The organism is Thalassomonas sp. RHCl1, assembly GCF_947387555.1.
Lineage (GTDB): Bacteria > Pseudomonadota > Gammaproteobacteria > Enterobacterales > Alteromonadaceae > Thalassomonas.
The window spans coordinates 427,298-442,595 of sequence record NZ_CANDNZ010000001.1 but is presented as its reverse complement, the minus strand read 5'-3'; the positions used below and the strand labels follow the sequence as shown (position 1 = coordinate 442,595).

Genomic DNA, 15,298 nt, shown 5'->3' with positions numbered 1-15,298 from the left:
TCCTGTTAAACAAAAAGTTGCCAGTCTTCGACATAATTGCCCAAAATAAACTTGGGATAACCGGGATCAGCGCAGTAGTTAACCACGTCATACCGGATATACTGGTCTTCACGGAAAAAGTACACTTTGCCATTCCCCCAGTAGATCGCAGCATCAATATAATCAAAGTTTACCCCAACCCAACGTTCACTAATAAGCGCCGGGTAATCGTCATCCACCTTATTTTCATTGATATTAAAACGCACATAATGCTGACCATTGAAAAAATAGACGTAATCCGGTTCAAAATGCAGTGCCGCATCTATGTGCTCAAAAGGCACCCCGGGCCAGCCGCGTTTGATATCAAGCGGCTCACTAAAACTATTGTCCGCCAGGTTTAAGGTAACATAATGGCTGCGATAGAATAAAAAGACCTTGTTGGTGAACCGGCTTTGTTGTTTAAAACCAACATAGTCGCTGCTTAGCGCAGCATTGATTCGATGAAAACCCATCTGACCCAATTGCGGCCAATTTTGCTCAAGCGGTCGGGGCTTATGGCTTTTGCGGCTTTGGCAGTTATAAGTAAAGTAATCACGGTCACGGATGAAATAAACCTCGTTGTCGATACAGAACATTGATGATATCGCTGCAAAGGCAGTGGCTTCCTGGTAGGCCGCCTGGAGTGCCGTGGCTTGGGCCTGGTCTGCCAGCAATGTCCAAATACCCGCCACCTCCAACTCAATGGCTTGGGGGTTGTCTTTAACGGTGGACATCCACTGGTTGTAAACACTTTCATCAAGGGTATTAAGCTCGGCCAGCTTGATGGTATCACCGCCTTTACCCGACACCGAACATTCTGAATTATTGAGCAAATTTTCCTTATCAGCCATCATTTCGCTGTTGTGCCCCGTACTGCCCATACCGCCAAAACTGGCCTTAATGCCTGAACGTATTTGCTGCTCACTGATATTGGTTGACTTGAGCACGCTGAAGGTTAAATTGGCCCGGCCACCAACCCATGCCCGTTTAACATAATGGCTGCCGAAGCGGTTAAAAAACTGCTCGTATTGCCGGCGGTGCTCATGTTTAAACGGCACCGGAACCTCAAGATCAAACACATCCCCAGGCAGATCTTTGCTGTCCCCCACATACAGGGTCCAAAAGGGGATAAAAGAGGTGCGGCTGGCATAATAAGCATTATCATTACATTGCATCATAGAGTTATGCCCTGCACTGGCATCCACACTAAAGACAGTGTATGAGCAGCTGACTTGACTGTCGACATTGAGTTTTTTATCCAGCCGCTCCATCGACTCTTCTATCACCACCCGGTTTAACGCTATCCCGCTGGGCATAGGCGGTGAATCGTTAACATGATACCCGTGCGGCAATAAATAACTTTGCCCGGTTTCGCAGGCATAATACTCGGTTTGCTGTTGATAGCTAAACAGGCGCTTTTTCAACTCATAAGGCTGGCGGGATTTAAGGAAAATACCACGGCCAACAACATCAAGTCCTGGAATGGGAACCGTTACAGGAGCAGTTTGACTCATTATTATTCTCATCTATGCACATTTATCGCACAAGTGTGGTTCAAGTATCGAAAAAAGCAAGTTCGATCTGGCTGCAGCTACTGCTTTATATTGGAGAAAAATCAGGCTGTAAACCTATTCACCAAAAGCGTATTATCAGCAACAAAAGTGCCTTCATAGACGCCAGACTTGAACATTCATAAACTCATTCAAGCTAGCAAGTTTTTGCTATCACCAGTTTATGGGTATTCAGCTATGTTCTCTTGTTATTCTGCGCGCTAATCCCCGACATGGATCTTAATATCATTGGGATAGGGCCTGCCTCTGCCTGTTTCCACAAAGTCTCTAAGGCTAAGTAAGTAGCAAGTCCACTTTGTACTAAAGTACAAAAATTCATCTTCACTAGATGCTTCATTCGTATGTGTTAATGTCAGATATACTTGATCGCTGGCTTGAACCAATTCAAATAGAAGTTCAGAATCTTGCCAGGCACCAGTCCCGCCTGTACAGAGAATGGCTACTTTTTCATTTTCTAGAATATCTTGATATTCGAAGTACAAGGTCGTTAAGTTGTCGAATGTTAAAGCTATCTTCCCGCCAATCTCTGGGCTAATTGTTGCAGAAGATGCCCACCAACCAGCAAAGCCTTCATTCGTTGTTAGCGTTGAAAAAACCTGCTCGATAGTGCCGTCGATGCCTACCTGGTGTTTAACTTTTGCCACGATATTTCCCCTCCAAACTTAACCCTATAGAGAAGGTGTCCACTAAATATGGGTAACTCTGCCCCCTAACCCCGCGCTCAGCCACTTTTGGCAGTCGATTACAGCGCCTTGTTATATGCTCCATCTATAGTGAGCATATGTATTACTTGTTATACCCAGCAGGCACAAGACTCCAGACACTATGTTCAATTTTAGCCTCTGCACAAGGTAGTAAAAATAGACTTCTCCACCTATGAGCAAGGCTATATGTTGTGTGTGATTCAGCTCCTGACACTAAACAAAGTTGACTGCCAACAAGCTTAACTTGTCCCTTAGTATTAAATTCAAATTTTTGAAATTTCTTTGCATTCAAAAACGGTTGTTCGACACCACAAGGCTTAAGCATCAGTGCGCTACCGGATAAAGCCTTATCGTTTATTCCCATAGCCGTGACACAGCCATCATAGGCAGGGAAATACAAGCTTTGATCACTTCTGTGTTGGACAACTTCGTCTGCGTACACTTGAGGCCCTTTGCAATTGTGTGCAGTAAGCGGCATATCCAGTCGGATATGTTTTCCACTGCCTACCACATCTAAACAGTAACCATCACTAGGGCGATCCAAGCGGTCTTTTAATTGAAGATATTGCGGAGATGTCGGCTGAGATAGAGCCTGAGCACTACCGAATAATGCGATGGCTATAATCATTTTATGAAACATAGAATCCTTCTCATTCATTAAGCATTACATATAACGCCCGCAACACCGGGCAGCTTGGAGCTATAGCGGAAAATTGCTCCGCGTGATTGTGCTTGTTATACATCAATTTCACCTATGTAGTAAGTGCAATAATCTTGGGCATCATAGAGTGAAGAGCTCAACGCAACTTTATCCATAGCCCCTTTTCTGGCAGTACAGTGCAGTGCTATAGTATTGATAGCTGGCAATAAAAAGTGAACTTCATCATTACTTAGCTTCTGATTACGGTGAAGTTTTTGAAGTTTAAGGTTGTATGTTCCAACTTGTTCTTTCAAAATAGAATATTTATCTGAAATTAATTTTAGATTCTCCTTCGGTGACAAGCCTTCCATAGGTTCATCAAATAACTTAAACGCAGCTTCAAATTGTTGGTTTAAATCATTCAAAAACTCCTTAATTTCAGATTTATTCACTATCCTCTCCTTGATGTATAACGCTGCCATAATGGGCCGAGCGTAGTGAGGTCCAGCACACAAAGTGTGCGTTCGTTGATGGTTTTGTCAGGCATTTTTAATTGCGAAATAGTCTTTCACAGACTCAACAACCCCCTCTAAACCAGGATATATGCTCAACTTATTTATACCCAGGCCATCGAGAGTTGCTTTGAAATCAGATTTTAGCTCCTTGGGTATAGTCATTTTTTCAACCATCCCATATTCTCCCCTCTGAGATTGCTCCAAAAACAACTCATTTAAAGGCTTTAACATAGTTTCTCCCTCTTCTAGAGGAAATACTAAGAAATAACTCTCTTGCGAAGTTATTCTTAAATTCAAATGCGAGGGGCGAAAAAAATAATGCTGCGATGTACTCAAGTTAGGCTCATTTATTTCGTACTCAATGTTAAATGGATCAATACTCCATACGACACCATCATTATCTTCATCTAAGTTCTCCACGGCAAAGTATAAGGCCTTTAAAGGGTTTGATGTCCAGTCTAATAACCTGGTTGGTAATCCATAATGTTGTGCATGTATCACCCATTCCGCATTTCCTTTAGGTACATTTTCAAAATATGGCAGCGAAAGCCTTTTGAATTCCCTTAAAATATCAAGTTCCAAAACTGATAAATCAGGGATATGACCATGCGAAATTCGAGATAGGGAAGGAAGTAAAGGCCAATCTTGGGATTGCCCTCTATAAAATTCTGAAGGACCTCTCTCCATCATTGCAATGTACTGAGAAACACTTTCTATTTTATTCTCGTGAATATCCATTTACGTCTAAACACCTAACACTTTGATAATAGGTGAATAATAGCTTTTTAGACGCATAGCGGCTAGCTATTATTTTCCTCGATAACATTGGACAACCAAGAACTTATTAAGCTCAGGTAAAAATCAATTATTTAATTTTGGGGTATCTTGCATTCACTTTGCATGATTAAGATGAATCAAAAAATATAGGGGTACTTCTGACGGTGAAGGAAGTTTACAGGTGTCCGCCGTGTACACTGCGACATTAAAACAGCCATACAGCAGGGAATACATGCATTAAAAGCCATGAACCTGCTGATGACAGAGCAGCTACCTGAATTTATCTCGCAACAAAATAAGATTGCAATAACTGTAGCAGCTTAATAAATACACTAGCTAAAGGTTGGAGTTCCCCCAAGACCTATACAAAGTTCTGCTAGTCGAGTTCCTTGATCATAGTCATCAGTAACCGCCTCAAAGTGGCCACTGCCGTCATCGAATGTACAGCTAATAGTTTCAGCAGACGCAGGCAGAGAAATATTTAAAAGAGAAATTAAAGATACGGTTAAGAATGCTTTTACTTTTAAGCTCATATAAAGTTCCTTTTATTCAGTAGTTTAAGTTCTAATAATGACTTGCACCAATATAGGCAAGTTCAAATATCATACAGTAACCCTAAACATTAAAACAACATACTTTAAACAAAAAACAAACAATAATCAAACAAACATCAAGTAAACTTAGAATGGAAATGTTCTGCCAATAAACTTTATATTCATGACAATATCCAGCAATGACGTCAAACAAAGTTTTTTGAACTCCCGAACAGCCGGTATAAAAAGACAACCCCTCTTTAAAGATAAAACGATAATATGTCATCACTATTTTTGACACCCCGGGCATATCGTGAAAACATAAAAAAGCTACTGCATCTGCTTTAGAGACAGTAGCTTAATCCCCTTGTTTCAAAGCTTTTAATTGCCTTAAAAACTAGCCTTTCGCCTGTCCTGCTTCATCCCTTTCATCAGACGGTGTCAAGTCAGTTTGCTTAGCAATGACTTGTTCAGAAGTGATATGTTTAGGGGTGATGAACACCTCCCCCGGGTTGACCACAAGCTGTACCTTTTGCCCCACTTGAAAACCAGCCACCCGTAGCCACTTTCCCCGAAGCACAAGGCAAGGTTCAAGATTAACAGGTTGATAGTTAATACCGATACCGCGTACTTTCACTGCCGTTTCACAAACAGTTTCCAGCACGGTAAGTTGTCGATAAATGGGATATTTTACTTTTGCCAGGCAAAACTCTGACGTATGATGATATTCAGCCATGACGTACTCCGCTAAGTTCGTTGTGGTTAGCGACCTCTGGGTGTGCTTGCACTCAGGGGTTGCGACTTAAATTACAGCTGGTTTATAACCATAAAGACATGAGAAATACTGAGATAGGCGACCTCCTTTTGGGGTGGGTTGCACCTTTAATTAAAGCTTAAAAAGCTGGTTAAATCGACAGTAGAACAGACTTTTTTGCCATTAAATTAAGGCAGGATTTATGGTGTTGTTGCCCACAAAAAGAACAGATTTTCAAAGGTAAGTTTTAAGCGCAGAAAAAGAAAAACGCCGCAACAAACTCCCGGCATGAGAGTATATTAACGACGCTTTATTTACAATCCGGCAGCTAATAGCGCTGTATCCAGGTAAATTGTGGCAATATATGCCGCTTAATCGGTATGCCTGGTAATAAGTGGGTGATCATTAGCTTTAAAATCAGTAACAATCAGCTTGAAATCCCTTACAGATGAAGGGCACTTTTTAACAGCCAATGCAATTTCCTTATCCGAGATTTTTTTCATTATGACTTGCCCCGGCCCGTAAATATCCATCCCGAATAAGTTTTCTCCCTTATTGGTTGTTAATTTAAGTTCGCCGAGCAGCGTTAGCTGTTTTGAGTTTGCAGTAAAAGGCAAATCAAAAAAACCTTCTTTATTTAACGAATAACCACTTCCACCATTGGCAAAGTTATAATAGCGGTAAGTATAAAAAGCGTATTCACTTGCCGGTACAGCCTGACAAAAATAAAAGCCCTTTTCCTGATTTTCAGGGCTGATAAAATCAAAGGTGGTGTCTTTGCCAAACATAGCACCGGATGTTGAGTTTAGTGTGCCGGGGAAGTCCTTCCCCTTAGTGTCCCGATAAAATAAAGACAATGAATTGAAGACCTGGTCACAGTCATTCCCCGACGGCCTGCATTGAATACTAAATTTACCTAAAACATAGGCTCGTTCTTGTTCCGGAATATTTTCAACTATGCTCTCCATCTTTTCAGCGGTAGAAACACAGCCGGAAAGCACAAGTATTACCAATATAGATAGGATCTGTTTCATTAATTTTTCCATTATCTGAGGGTCAAAAGGAAGGTAAAAGTAAAATGTAATCAGCAAGAGGTTTGCAGCAAAGAAATAAAAACGTCGTTTACAGACTCTTCTTTAAGAGCGTATAAACGACGTAATATCGAATAAACTATGCGTGACAGATAAGTTTATTCCGGAATATATTCCACCACTTCCAGGCCAAAACCAGACAGGGAGTGATATTTGGTTTGCGAGCTCAGCAGGCGCATTTTACTGACCCCTAAGCTAGAGAGAATTTGCGAGCCAACCCCGACATTACGGGAGCCAACATGGCGCTGTACTTCTTTAACCACCTCTCCGGCATCCTGCTTGGCATATTTCTGGGTCTGGGCAATCAGCTCCAGCGGCGATTCATGCTTGCCTAACAGCACCAGCACCCCGCCCTCTTTACCAATTTTTTCCATGGCATGAGCGATAGGCCACTTGGCAACGCTTTCGCGCTGGCTAAAGAGCAAATCGCGGAAGGTATTTTCCAGGTGAACACGTACCAAGGTCGGCTCATCCGCCTTAATTTCTCCTTTGGTCAGGGCAAAATGGGCCTGGCCGTCTATGGTGTCCTGAAAAACGGTCAAGTCAAAGTCACCGTAAGCCGTTGGCAATTTACAGGTTGAAACTTTTTCTATTGTGGTTTCGGTGGCATTACGGTGTTCGATCAAATCGGCAATGGTGCCCATTTTTAAACCGTGTTTCTGGGCAATCAGTTCCAGATCGGGACGACGGGCCATGGTGCCGTCTTCATTTAAGATCTCAACAATTACCGCACTTGGCTCAAGCCCTGCCATACGAGCCAGATCAACACCTGCTTCGGTATGACCGGCGCGGTTAAGTACGCCGCCGTCTTGTGCCATCAGCGGGAAGATATGCCCCGGCTGCACTATCGACATATGATCGGCATCTTTAGCCGCGGCCGCCAGTACCGTTTTCGCCCGGTCTGAGGCAGAAATTCCTGTGGTCACCCCTTCCGCCGCTTCAATCGACACGGTAAAGTTGGTGCTGAACTGGGCGTTGTTGTTGTCTACCATCAGGGGCAATTTCAACTTGCGGCATTTTTCCAGTGTCATCGGCATGCAAATCAAACCACGGCCATGGGTTGCCATAAAGTTAATGGCTTCCGGGGTGACTTTTTCTGCGGCCATGATGAAATCGCCTTCATTTTCGCGATCTTCATCATCCATTAAAATAACCATTTTACCCTGAGCAATATCGTCGATAATCTCCTGCGGGGTATTTAATTGCATGCCAACCTCTTAATTTTTAAGCTATAAGATAATTTAAGTGCTTGTTGTTGTTTTGCTATATTCTATTTTCCCGGTATTGCTTTCCTGGTTAAGAAAGAAACCCGGATTTTTTTAGTAATTCTTCGGTCACCCCGGACGGTTTGCTTGTCGCTTCAGGGGTTAATTCACCGCTTCTGGCCAGCAATAAACGTTCAAGGTAACGGGCGATCAAGTCTACTTCCAGGTTCACCCGGGTGCCGGCCTGATAAGATTTGATAATGGTTTCCTGCTGGGTATGGGGCACTATGGTAATGCGGAAACTGTCCGCCGTTAAGCCGTTTACCGTCAGGCTGACGCCATCAATGGTTACCGAGCCTTTCTCGGCAATATAAGGAGCTAAGTCCGCCGGCATCGCCAGCCAGTAATCTATGCTGTTGCCCTTGTGCTCTATCGATATTACCTGGCTCAGGGCATCAACATGCCCAGACACCATATGGCCGCCAAAACGGGTGCTGGCGAGCATGGCTTTTTCCAGGTTCACTTCAGTGCCTACTTTGTAATCAACAAAACCGGTACGTTTTAGGGTTTCGGTTGAAACATCGGCGCTAAAGCTGCTGCTGTCAAAGGCAACAACCGTTAAACACACGCCATTGGTGGCAATTGAATCGCCCAGGCGGACATCGCTCATATCCAAATCGCCGCTTTGTACAACCACACGGGCGCCCTGGCTATTGACGTTTATTGCCGACAGTCGGCCGGTCGCTTCAATTATTCCGGTAAACATGTTTTATTCTCTTCTAATTTGGCGGTGATGCGGATATCCGGTCCCACCATAGCTATGTCTTTAATCGCTAATGTCTTGGCCGCAGATAAATTTTCTATCCCAGGCATGGCCACCAGGCTTTTGCCATCGCCGCCCATTAATTTAGGCGCCTGATACAATACCAGCTCGTCTACCAAGTCCTGCTCGATAAAAGCACCGGCAAGGCGGGCGCCGGATTCGAGTAAGACATCGTTCAGGCCGCGCTGCGCCAGGGCGTGCAACAAATGTTTCAGATCTATTTTTTCGCTGCCCGAAACCGTGGCGGCTAATGGTAACTGTATCTGCTGCACAAAAGAAGGCCATTGATGGTTATTTTCGATAGCAGCGCGTACCAGCAGCACTTCACTTGGGGTATCAAATAAGGGCAAGTCAGGTGTGATGCGGTTTTGCGAGTCGATGATCACCCGCAGCGGCTGGCGGATGTCATTTTGCGGATAATTTTCTTTTAGCTGCCCCAGCTCTTGCCAGCGCACCGTCATTTTCGCCTGATCCATCAATACCGAATCGGCGCCGGTGATAATGGCGCAGCTTTGCGCCCTTAAGCGCTGCACATCAGAGCGGGCCTGGGGAGAGGTGATCCATTTACTTTCACCGTTGGCCATGGCGGTTTTGCCGTCTAAACTCGATGCCAGCTTACACCTGACATAGGGCAAACCGGTAGACATCATTTTGATAAATCCCGGATTCAACGCCTGCGCCTGCTCTGTCAGCAAACCCACTTTGGTTTTTATGCCCGCCTGTTCCAGCAAACTGATACCGCTGCCAGATACCTGGGGATTGGGATCGACCATGGCAACCACTACCTGTTCAACACCAGAGTTGATTAAAGCCTGGGCGCAGGGAGGGGTGCGGCCAAAATGACTGCACGGCTCTAAGGTCACATAAGCGATGGCGCCTTTGGCCTGCTCTTTGGCCATAGCCAGGGCATGCACTTCGGCGTGGCCGGTACCGGCTTTAATATGATAGCCTTCACCGACTATTTTCCGGTCTTTAACAATGACACAACCGACCCTGGGGTTGGGTGAGGTGGTGTAATGACCTTTTTTCGCCAGAGTAATAGCCCGTTGCATATAGGTATAATCATCCGCGGAAAAGCTATCCCCGGCATTATCAATCGGACTCACGGCTTTAACCTGCTTTGCCGCTAGCGGCCTGGGTTTCCCGGTAGTTTCAGCTTTTAATCCGGCCTTTTTTAACGTGGAGGCAGACATGAGTTACTCATCACCTAATTTCGCAATTTCTTCACCGAATTCGCGGATATCTTCAAAAGAGCGGTACACGGAAGCAAAACGCACATAAGCCACCTTATCCAGTTGCTTAAGCTGCTCCATAATAATATTGCCAAGCATTTCACTGGACAGTTCACGTTCGCCGGTCGCCCGCAGCTGGGATTTAAGTTTATTGATCGCCAGCTCCATCTGCTCGACGCTGACCGGTCTTTTCTCCAACGATCTTAACAGACCGTTGCGCAGTTTATCTTCATTAAAGGGTTCGCGGGAGCCGTCGCGTTTGATAATACGCGGCATCACCAGTTCTGCTGATTCAAAGGTGGTAAATCTTTCATGGCAAGCCAGGCATTCCCGGCGCCTGCGCACCTGGTGACCATCGGAAACCAGGCGGGAATCGATCACCTTGGTATCATTTGCCGAACAGAATGGACAATGCATTTATATACTCCAAAAACTCATTGGGATAAGGTTCATTTTTTAAGTTTGTATCCCAATTCTCACAAACCCGGTTATTAATCCCGGCTATTATATCAAGAGCCGTGAACACTATCACTATATGGGGGCACAGATTCATAAAACCAGCCCAGTTTACGAGAAAGCAAAAGCGATAAAGAAAAGGCCGCATGATGATGCGGCCTTTACTCAGGTATCCATTGTACTTGCTTGCGCGTTAGTTACTTATAGCTAAGTTATGCATAAACAGGGTACTTGGCACAAATCTCTTTAACCTGCTCTTTCACGCGGTTAATAGTGTCTTCGTTGCTGATATCGTCTAAGATATCGCAAATCCAGCCGGTCAGCGCTTTGGTTTCTTCAATGCCGAAACCACGACGGGTAATCGCCGGCGTACCTAAACGTAAACCAGAAGTCACAAACGGTGAACGCGGATCGTTAGGTACCGAGTTTTTGTTTACCGTGATATGGGCACGGCCTAAAGCGGCATCGGCATCTTTACCTGTGATGTCTTTGTCGATCAGATCAAGTAGCAATAAGTGGTTTTCTGTACCGTTAGAAACAACCTTGTAACCACGCTCCTGTAATACCGCCACCATGGCTTTGGCATTATCCAATACCTTTTGCTGGTACTCTTTAAATTCAGGCGCTAACGCTTCTTTAAAGGCAACCGCTTTAGCAGCAATCACGTGCATCAAAGGACCGCCCTGGCCACCAGGGAATACAGCACTGTTAAGCTTTTTATAGATGTCTTCGTCATCACAACCTGAAATGATCAAACCGCCGCGAGGACCGGCTAAGGTCTTATGGGTAGTGGTTGTCACAACATGGGCATGAGGAACCGGGTTCGGATATAAACCAGCCGCCACTAAACCGGCAACGTGAGCCATATCAACCATGAAGTAAGCACCGATTTTATCAGCGATTTCACGCATGCGGGCCCAGTCAACGATACCGGAATAGGCAGAGAAACCGCCGATGATCATTTCCGGCTTGTGCTCTAAGGCTAAACGCTCAACTTCGGCGTAATCGATTTCGCCGGTTTCAGGGTCTAAACCGTATTGAATGGCGTCATATAGCTTACCGGAGAAATTCACGTGAGAGCCGTGCGTTAAGTGACCGCCATGGGCCAGGCTCATACCTAAGACTTTAGCGCCCGGTGTTACCAGCGCCTGAAATACTGCGGCATTGGCCTGGGAACCGGCGTGAGGCTGAACATTGGCATAAGTGGCGCCAAAGAGTTCTTTAGCACGCTCAATCGCTAAGTGCTCGGCTTTATCGACATACTCACAACCACCGTAGTAACGCTTGCCCGGGTAACCTTCGGCGTATTTGTTGGTCAGCTGAGAGCCTTGTGCTTCAAGCACACGGGGACTACAGTAATTTTCAGAAGCAATTAACTCTATGTGTTCTTCCTGACGTACAACCTCATCGGTTATCGCCTGATGAAGTTCAGCATCAAAATCAGCAATATTCATATCACGAGTAAGCATGTTTTCTCCTCAATTAGTAAGCCGGTAGCTACAGCAGCAGGTTTAGATCACGCCCCTTCAAACCAGAGGTTTTAAACCCGGTGTAGAAATGCGGCATATTCTGCCTGAACCGGGCCGGGTTGTACATGATTAAAACGCTTAGTTTTAGCACTATTGGCAATGTTTTATTCGGTAAAAGTTTTTAGCGCCGCCATCAGAAAAAATGACACAGAAAACGAGCACAGTTCTGACGCTGATGGCTAAACACTATAAATAACTAAAAACCAGAAAACAACAAATAAAATTCAGATATATATAAAATACCTGAATTTTATTTCAAAAATAACAGAGGAGCTTTAATTATTTTCAGAAAACTGACGGAGCGAGCTTAGCTCCCGCTCGCGCTTTTTCTGATAGATATGGGTGCCGACATACATCACCAGCAACATGCCATTGATAAAGACGAAGGTTTTCCAGGTGATATTTTCCCTGTACTCCATCATGGCATAGCCATACCAGTTCAGCGGGATCACCAAAAAATAACTACTCCATTTCATCAAGCGGGCATATTGCAGGGAAGATTCGCCGCCGCTGATCGCCGCCTTAAGGGCATGATCCGGACCGGCATCGTTCAGCTGCCAGGCGGTTCGACGAATTTTAACTTCTATATAGACATACACCACGGAAGCGACAAACAGCACAGCCAAAGCGACCAGGTGCGGCATTTCCCTGTCCCCCCGGTATAAGCCGACCAGCAAGGCCAGCAACATCCCGGCAGTCGCCAGAATATTTGCCACCAGAGAGACCTTGGCCCACCAGGTACGCCGCCGAGTTTTCCTGAGCAGGGTATCGAGGTTGGCTTTTTCATAGGGCTGCTCTTGCCAGTCCTGACTAATTGCCAGCCAGCTATCGTCTAGGGGAGATTGTTCGTTTAAGGGAGATTGCTGTGTCATCTTCAGCCCTCCTGTACTTTTAGTAATTGATTTAACGCGGTTTTGGCGCGTTGCAGGCGCACCCCGACCAGATTGACGGAAAGGCAGAGAATATCGGCCATTTCCTGGTAACTCATGCCTTCAAGCGCCAAAGTGATCACTTGCCTTTGCTCCAGCTTTAATTGCCGGATGGCACAAGACAAGCGCTGCTGGCGCTGTTTTTGATCTAACGCCTGATAAGGGGTGACATCGGTTGCTGCCTGCTGATGATAAGCTTGCTCGCCCTGCTCGGTTTTCACCGTGCGCACCGATTTGGCGACATGGGTCACCAAAATGTTGTGGGCAATACGGGCGACAAAGGTTTTCACACCGGCATCTTGTCGAAACTTAGGCATCGCCTGCCAGATATTGAGGGCGATATCCTGAAACAACTCTTCCTGCAACGCAGGTTTGGCTTCAAAACCGCAAATAAGGTGGCGCAGCATTTTTTCATGCTCCGCCATCCATTGTTTGAATAAGGCCTGACTGACACCCTGGCCTTCTCTGGTTTTTGAATCACCGGCAGCAACTGCCGCCGGTGATTTGGACCTGAGTTTTAAAGAAGTAAACATCTAATAACTACGCCTGTTTTTATTATTCTCTATTAGCTGCATTTCTTTAACATTACCTGAACTCTGTTAACTTAATGCAAGGACGACTTTCTCTGACTTAAGTTTTTCTGCCATCACTTTTACCAGCACAACCGTGAGCACCACGGTCACTAAAGTGGTAAAGCCCACCTGAGACCAGTTAACCGGCAAGCCTTTGAAGATATCTTCAATCAGCATGGATTGCCCCGAAATCGGCGCCCAGTCCAGCCACTGAGGCTTGTTGTTAATAAAGGATAAAACAAAAGGCACAAACGCCGGCAGCATCACCACCATAGTCACGGTAGACTGGGCTTCTTTAAAGCTTTTCGCCCCGAAGGCGAAAAACAACTGCAGCGCCGAGGCGAAAAAGCATAACGGCAACAGCAGCAATAATAAAGCACTGACGCTGATAAAATCGAGATTGAAGGTTGCCCCTATCTTGCTTAAATCAACAAAACCTATGGCAAAGTAAGTTAATACCAGGGTTAAAATGACGCCGATCACGGCAATAAAGCTGGCACAGGACAGTTTTGCCAACACAATTTTCATGGTGTCCACCGGCTGGCATAACAGCATTTCCAGGACATTGCGCTCACGCTCGCCGGCGCTGGAGTCTATCGCCACAGACAAACCGGAAACAAAGGCCGCCATCATTAAATACATGCCCAAACTCAGAATAATCAGCATAGGACCACTGGTCGGCTCGGCGGTATCCTGCTCCTGCAGTTTTACCGGCTGCATCAAGCGAACATCGATGCCCCGCACTAACAAACGCTGGCTGCCGATAGTGGCAGAGTAGCTGCGGATCACTTCTTTGATACGTCTTAAGGGTGAAAACAGCGATTTATCCTGATAATCGGCACGTAAAATCACATCAACCATTCTGCCTTCGCGCATATCTTCGGCAAAACTTTCCGGTAATATCAATTCAATATTGCGCTCTTGCCACAGACGTTTCTCATCAGCAGTTACCTCGGCCAACGGCAGGATTTTTTCATCCTCAAGCAAAGCCATTAACTTCGGCGCCGCTTCCCCTCCCTGAATATTGACATAGATCGCCGGGGTATCGGTCAGATCTTTGATCATAGAATTCGACACCGCATAAATCATCACCGGCGCCATAAAAGCCATCATCAGGGCATACATCAGCGCCCGCTTATCCCGAAAGGCTTCTTTAAGCTCTTTTTTCAATAATGCATTAAACTGGATCATGCCGCTATGCCCTCGTCACTGCCGATAATTTTCACAAACGCTTCTTCCAAATTGGTTTTATCCGCCAGGGTACATAGTTCATCCGGGGTGCCGACGGCGGCAAGTTTGCCGTTGGCAACGATGATCACCCGATCGCACAAGGCGGCGACTTCCTGCATCACATGGGAAGAAAATAAAATACAATGCCCCTTGGCCTTAAAGCGGGCCAGGTAATTGCGTAAGATCCGGGTACTCATCACATCCAGTCCCCGGGTGGGTTCATCCAGGACAAAGTTTTTCGGCTTATGCACCAGGGCTTGGGCCAGAGTGACTTTCATCCTTTGCCCCTGGGAGAAACCCGCGGTTTTGCGGTAGGCCAGATCCTGCATATCCAGATCGGCGATCACTTCTTCAATCGCCTGTTTTTTTGCCTGTCCCTGCAAACCATGGATACTGGCAAAATAGTCAATTTGCTCATAAGCAGTTAAACGCTCATAAAGACCAAACTTATCCGGGAAGATGCCTAAACGCCCGCGCGCCAACAGCGGCTGCTGGCTGACATCGATATCGTCTATTTTCGCGCTGCCCTGATCGGCTTTTAATAAGCCGTAAAGGGTGCGCAAACAGGTAGTTTTTCCGGCGCCGTTCGGGCCTAAAATACCGGTAATTTCTCCGTCCCGGGCACTAAAAGATAAACCGTCCAGGGCTTTGACTTGCCCGAAATTCTTATGCAAATTATTTACTTCGATCATTTTTTTTCCTAAAAATTCTTTACCAGA

At 45.6% G+C, this 15,298-nt stretch carries 17 protein-coding genes; all 17 read right to left on the bottom strand.

From position 1 onward, the window contains the following. Positions 1 to 5: 5 nt before the first annotated feature. The 17 genes from QL234_RS02005 to QL234_RS01925 all read right to left on the bottom strand — a co-directional run bounded on the left by QL234_RS02005 (position 6) and on the right by QL234_RS01925 (position 15,271). Complete coding sequence (locus tag QL234_RS02005) at positions 6 to 1,532, bottom strand: hemopexin repeat-containing protein (RefSeq protein WP_281556189.1); 1,527 nt, start codon at positions 1,530 to 1,532, stop codon at positions 6 to 8. Positions 1,533 to 1,789: 257 nt separating this feature from the next. Continuing rightward, entirely contained in the window at positions 1,790 to 2,233 is a 444-nt protein-coding gene (locus QL234_RS02000) for an SRPBCC domain-containing protein (RefSeq protein WP_281556188.1), read from the bottom strand. A 142-nt stretch (positions 2,234 to 2,375) separates the two neighbouring features. Then, on the bottom strand, positions 2,376 to 2,951 hold the full coding sequence (locus tag QL234_RS01995) for a hypothetical protein (protein WP_281556187.1): 576 nt from the start codon (positions 2,949 to 2,951) through the stop codon (positions 2,376 to 2,378). A 77-nt stretch (positions 2,952 to 3,028) separates the two neighbouring features. Then, positions 3,029 to 3,385, bottom strand: a complete 357-nt coding sequence (locus tag QL234_RS01990; RefSeq protein ID WP_281556186.1) for a hypothetical protein — start codon at positions 3,383 to 3,385, stop codon at positions 3,029 to 3,031. An 87-nt stretch (positions 3,386 to 3,472) separates the two neighbouring features. Next, positions 3,473 to 4,186 (bottom strand): FRG domain-containing protein, encoded by a 714-nt coding sequence (locus QL234_RS01985; RefSeq protein WP_281556185.1) that lies wholly within the window; start codon positions 4,184 to 4,186, stop codon positions 3,473 to 3,475. 371 nt (positions 4,187 to 4,557) lie between these two features. Continuing rightward, positions 4,558 to 4,758: a hypothetical protein gene (locus QL234_RS01980; RefSeq protein ID WP_281556184.1), complete on the bottom strand. Its 201-nt coding sequence runs from the start codon at positions 4,756 to 4,758 to the stop codon at positions 4,558 to 4,560. Between the two features lie 397 nt (positions 4,759 to 5,155). Further along, on the bottom strand, positions 5,156 to 5,494 hold the full coding sequence (locus QL234_RS01975) for a SymE family type I addiction module toxin (protein WP_281556183.1): 339 nt from the start codon (positions 5,492 to 5,494) through the stop codon (positions 5,156 to 5,158). 389 nt (positions 5,495 to 5,883) lie between these two features. After that, the gene (locus tag QL234_RS01970) at positions 5,884 to 6,546 is read right to left on the bottom strand and encodes a hypothetical protein (protein WP_281556182.1); all 663 of its coding nucleotides are present in this window, start codon (positions 6,544 to 6,546) and stop codon (positions 5,884 to 5,886) included. A gap of 155 nt (positions 6,547 to 6,701) precedes the next feature. Then, positions 6,702 to 7,811: a bifunctional 3,4-dihydroxy-2-butanone-4-phosphate synthase/GTP cyclohydrolase II gene (gene ribBA / locus QL234_RS01965; RefSeq protein WP_044833641.1), complete on the bottom strand. Its 1,110-nt coding sequence runs from the start codon at positions 7,809 to 7,811 to the stop codon at positions 6,702 to 6,704. Positions 7,812 to 7,899: 88 nt separating this feature from the next. Further along, positions 7,900 to 8,574 carry a riboflavin synthase gene (locus QL234_RS01960; protein ID WP_044833640.1) on the bottom strand — a complete coding sequence of 225 codons (675 nt, stop codon included), beginning with the start codon at positions 8,572 to 8,574 and terminating at the stop codon, positions 7,900 to 7,902. Beyond that, positions 8,559 to 9,683 carry a bifunctional diaminohydroxyphosphoribosylaminopyrimidine deaminase/5-amino-6-(5-phosphoribosylamino)uracil reductase RibD gene (ribD, locus tag QL234_RS01955; protein ID WP_281556943.1) on the bottom strand — a complete coding sequence of 375 codons (1,125 nt, stop codon included), beginning with the start codon at positions 9,681 to 9,683 and terminating at the stop codon, positions 8,559 to 8,561. Before ribD ends, QL234_RS01960 begins: the two co-directional genes overlap by 16 nt. A gap of 144 nt (positions 9,684 to 9,827) precedes the next feature. Then, positions 9,828 to 10,280 (bottom strand): transcriptional regulator NrdR, encoded by a 453-nt coding sequence (nrdR, locus tag QL234_RS01950; protein ID WP_044833639.1) that lies wholly within the window; start codon positions 10,278 to 10,280, stop codon positions 9,828 to 9,830. 251 nt (positions 10,281 to 10,531) lie between these two features. Further along, positions 10,532 to 11,788: a serine hydroxymethyltransferase gene (glyA, locus tag QL234_RS01945; RefSeq protein WP_281556181.1), complete on the bottom strand. Its 1,257-nt coding sequence runs from the start codon at positions 11,786 to 11,788 to the stop codon at positions 10,532 to 10,534. A 335-nt stretch (positions 11,789 to 12,123) separates the two neighbouring features. Beyond that, positions 12,124 to 12,720 (bottom strand): hypothetical protein, encoded by a 597-nt coding sequence (locus QL234_RS01940; protein WP_281556180.1) that lies wholly within the window; start codon positions 12,718 to 12,720, stop codon positions 12,124 to 12,126. 2 nt (positions 12,721 to 12,722) lie between these two features. Beyond that, the gene (locus tag QL234_RS01935) at positions 12,723 to 13,310 is read right to left on the bottom strand and encodes a sigma-70 family RNA polymerase sigma factor (protein ID WP_281556179.1); all 588 of its coding nucleotides are present in this window, start codon (positions 13,308 to 13,310) and stop codon (positions 12,723 to 12,725) included. A gap of 66 nt (positions 13,311 to 13,376) precedes the next feature. Next, complete coding sequence (locus QL234_RS01930; protein ID WP_281556178.1) at positions 13,377 to 14,540, bottom strand: ABC transporter permease; 1,164 nt, start codon at positions 14,538 to 14,540, stop codon at positions 13,377 to 13,379. Next, positions 14,537 to 15,271, bottom strand: a complete 735-nt coding sequence (locus tag QL234_RS01925; RefSeq protein ID WP_281556177.1) for an ATP-binding cassette domain-containing protein — start codon at positions 15,269 to 15,271, stop codon at positions 14,537 to 14,539. Before QL234_RS01925 ends, QL234_RS01930 begins: the two co-directional genes overlap by 4 nt. Between the last annotated feature and the right edge of the window lie 27 nt (positions 15,272 to 15,298).

What these genes read in the sequence shown, in the direction of transcription:
- QL234_RS02005 (WP_281556189.1), bottom strand. Translation starts at nt 1,532, where the DNA reads ATGAGTCAAACTGCTCCTGTAACGGTTCCCATTCCAGGACTTGATGTT.
- QL234_RS01995 (WP_281556187.1), bottom strand. Translation starts at nt 2,951, where the DNA reads ATGAATGAGAAGGATTCTATGTTTCATAAAATGATTATAGCCATCGCA.
- QL234_RS01985 (WP_281556185.1), bottom strand. Translation starts at nt 4,186, where the DNA reads ATGGATATTCACGAGAATAAAATAGAAAGTGTTTCTCAGTACATTGCA.
- QL234_RS01980 (WP_281556184.1), bottom strand. Translation starts at nt 4,758, where the DNA reads ATGAGCTTAAAAGTAAAAGCATTCTTAACCGTATCTTTAATTTCTCTT.
- QL234_RS01975 (WP_281556183.1), bottom strand. Translation starts at nt 5,494, where the DNA reads ATGGCTGAATATCATCATACGTCAGAGTTTTGCCTGGCAAAAGTAAAA.
- QL234_RS01970 (WP_281556182.1), bottom strand. Translation starts at nt 6,546, where the DNA reads ATGAAACAGATCCTATCTATATTGGTAATACTTGTGCTTTCCGGCTGT.
- ribBA (WP_044833641.1), bottom strand. Translation starts at nt 7,811, where the DNA reads ATGCAATTAAATACCCCGCAGGAGATTATCGACGATATTGCTCAGGGT.
- QL234_RS01960 (WP_044833640.1), bottom strand. Translation starts at nt 8,574, where the DNA reads ATGTTTACCGGAATAATTGAAGCGACCGGCCGACTGTCGGCAATAAAC.
- ribD (WP_281556943.1), bottom strand. Translation starts at nt 9,683, where the DNA reads ATGCAACGGGCTATTACTCTGGCGAAAAAAGGTCATTACACCACCTCA.
- nrdR (WP_044833639.1), bottom strand. Translation starts at nt 10,280, where the DNA reads ATGCATTGTCCATTCTGTTCGGCAAATGATACCAAGGTGATCGATTCC.
- glyA (WP_281556181.1), bottom strand. Translation starts at nt 11,788, where the DNA reads ATGCTTACTCGTGATATGAATATTGCTGATTTTGATGCTGAACTTCAT.
- QL234_RS01940 (WP_281556180.1), bottom strand. Translation starts at nt 12,720, where the DNA reads ATGACACAGCAATCTCCCTTAAACGAACAATCTCCCCTAGACGATAGC.
- QL234_RS01935 (WP_281556179.1), bottom strand. Translation starts at nt 13,310, where the DNA reads ATGTTTACTTCTTTAAAACTCAGGTCCAAATCACCGGCGGCAGTTGCT.
- QL234_RS01930 (WP_281556178.1), bottom strand. Translation starts at nt 14,540, where the DNA reads ATGATCCAGTTTAATGCATTATTGAAAAAAGAGCTTAAAGAAGCCTTT.
- QL234_RS01925 (WP_281556177.1), bottom strand. Translation starts at nt 15,271, where the DNA reads ATGATCGAAGTAAATAATTTGCATAAGAATTTCGGGCAAGTCAAAGCC.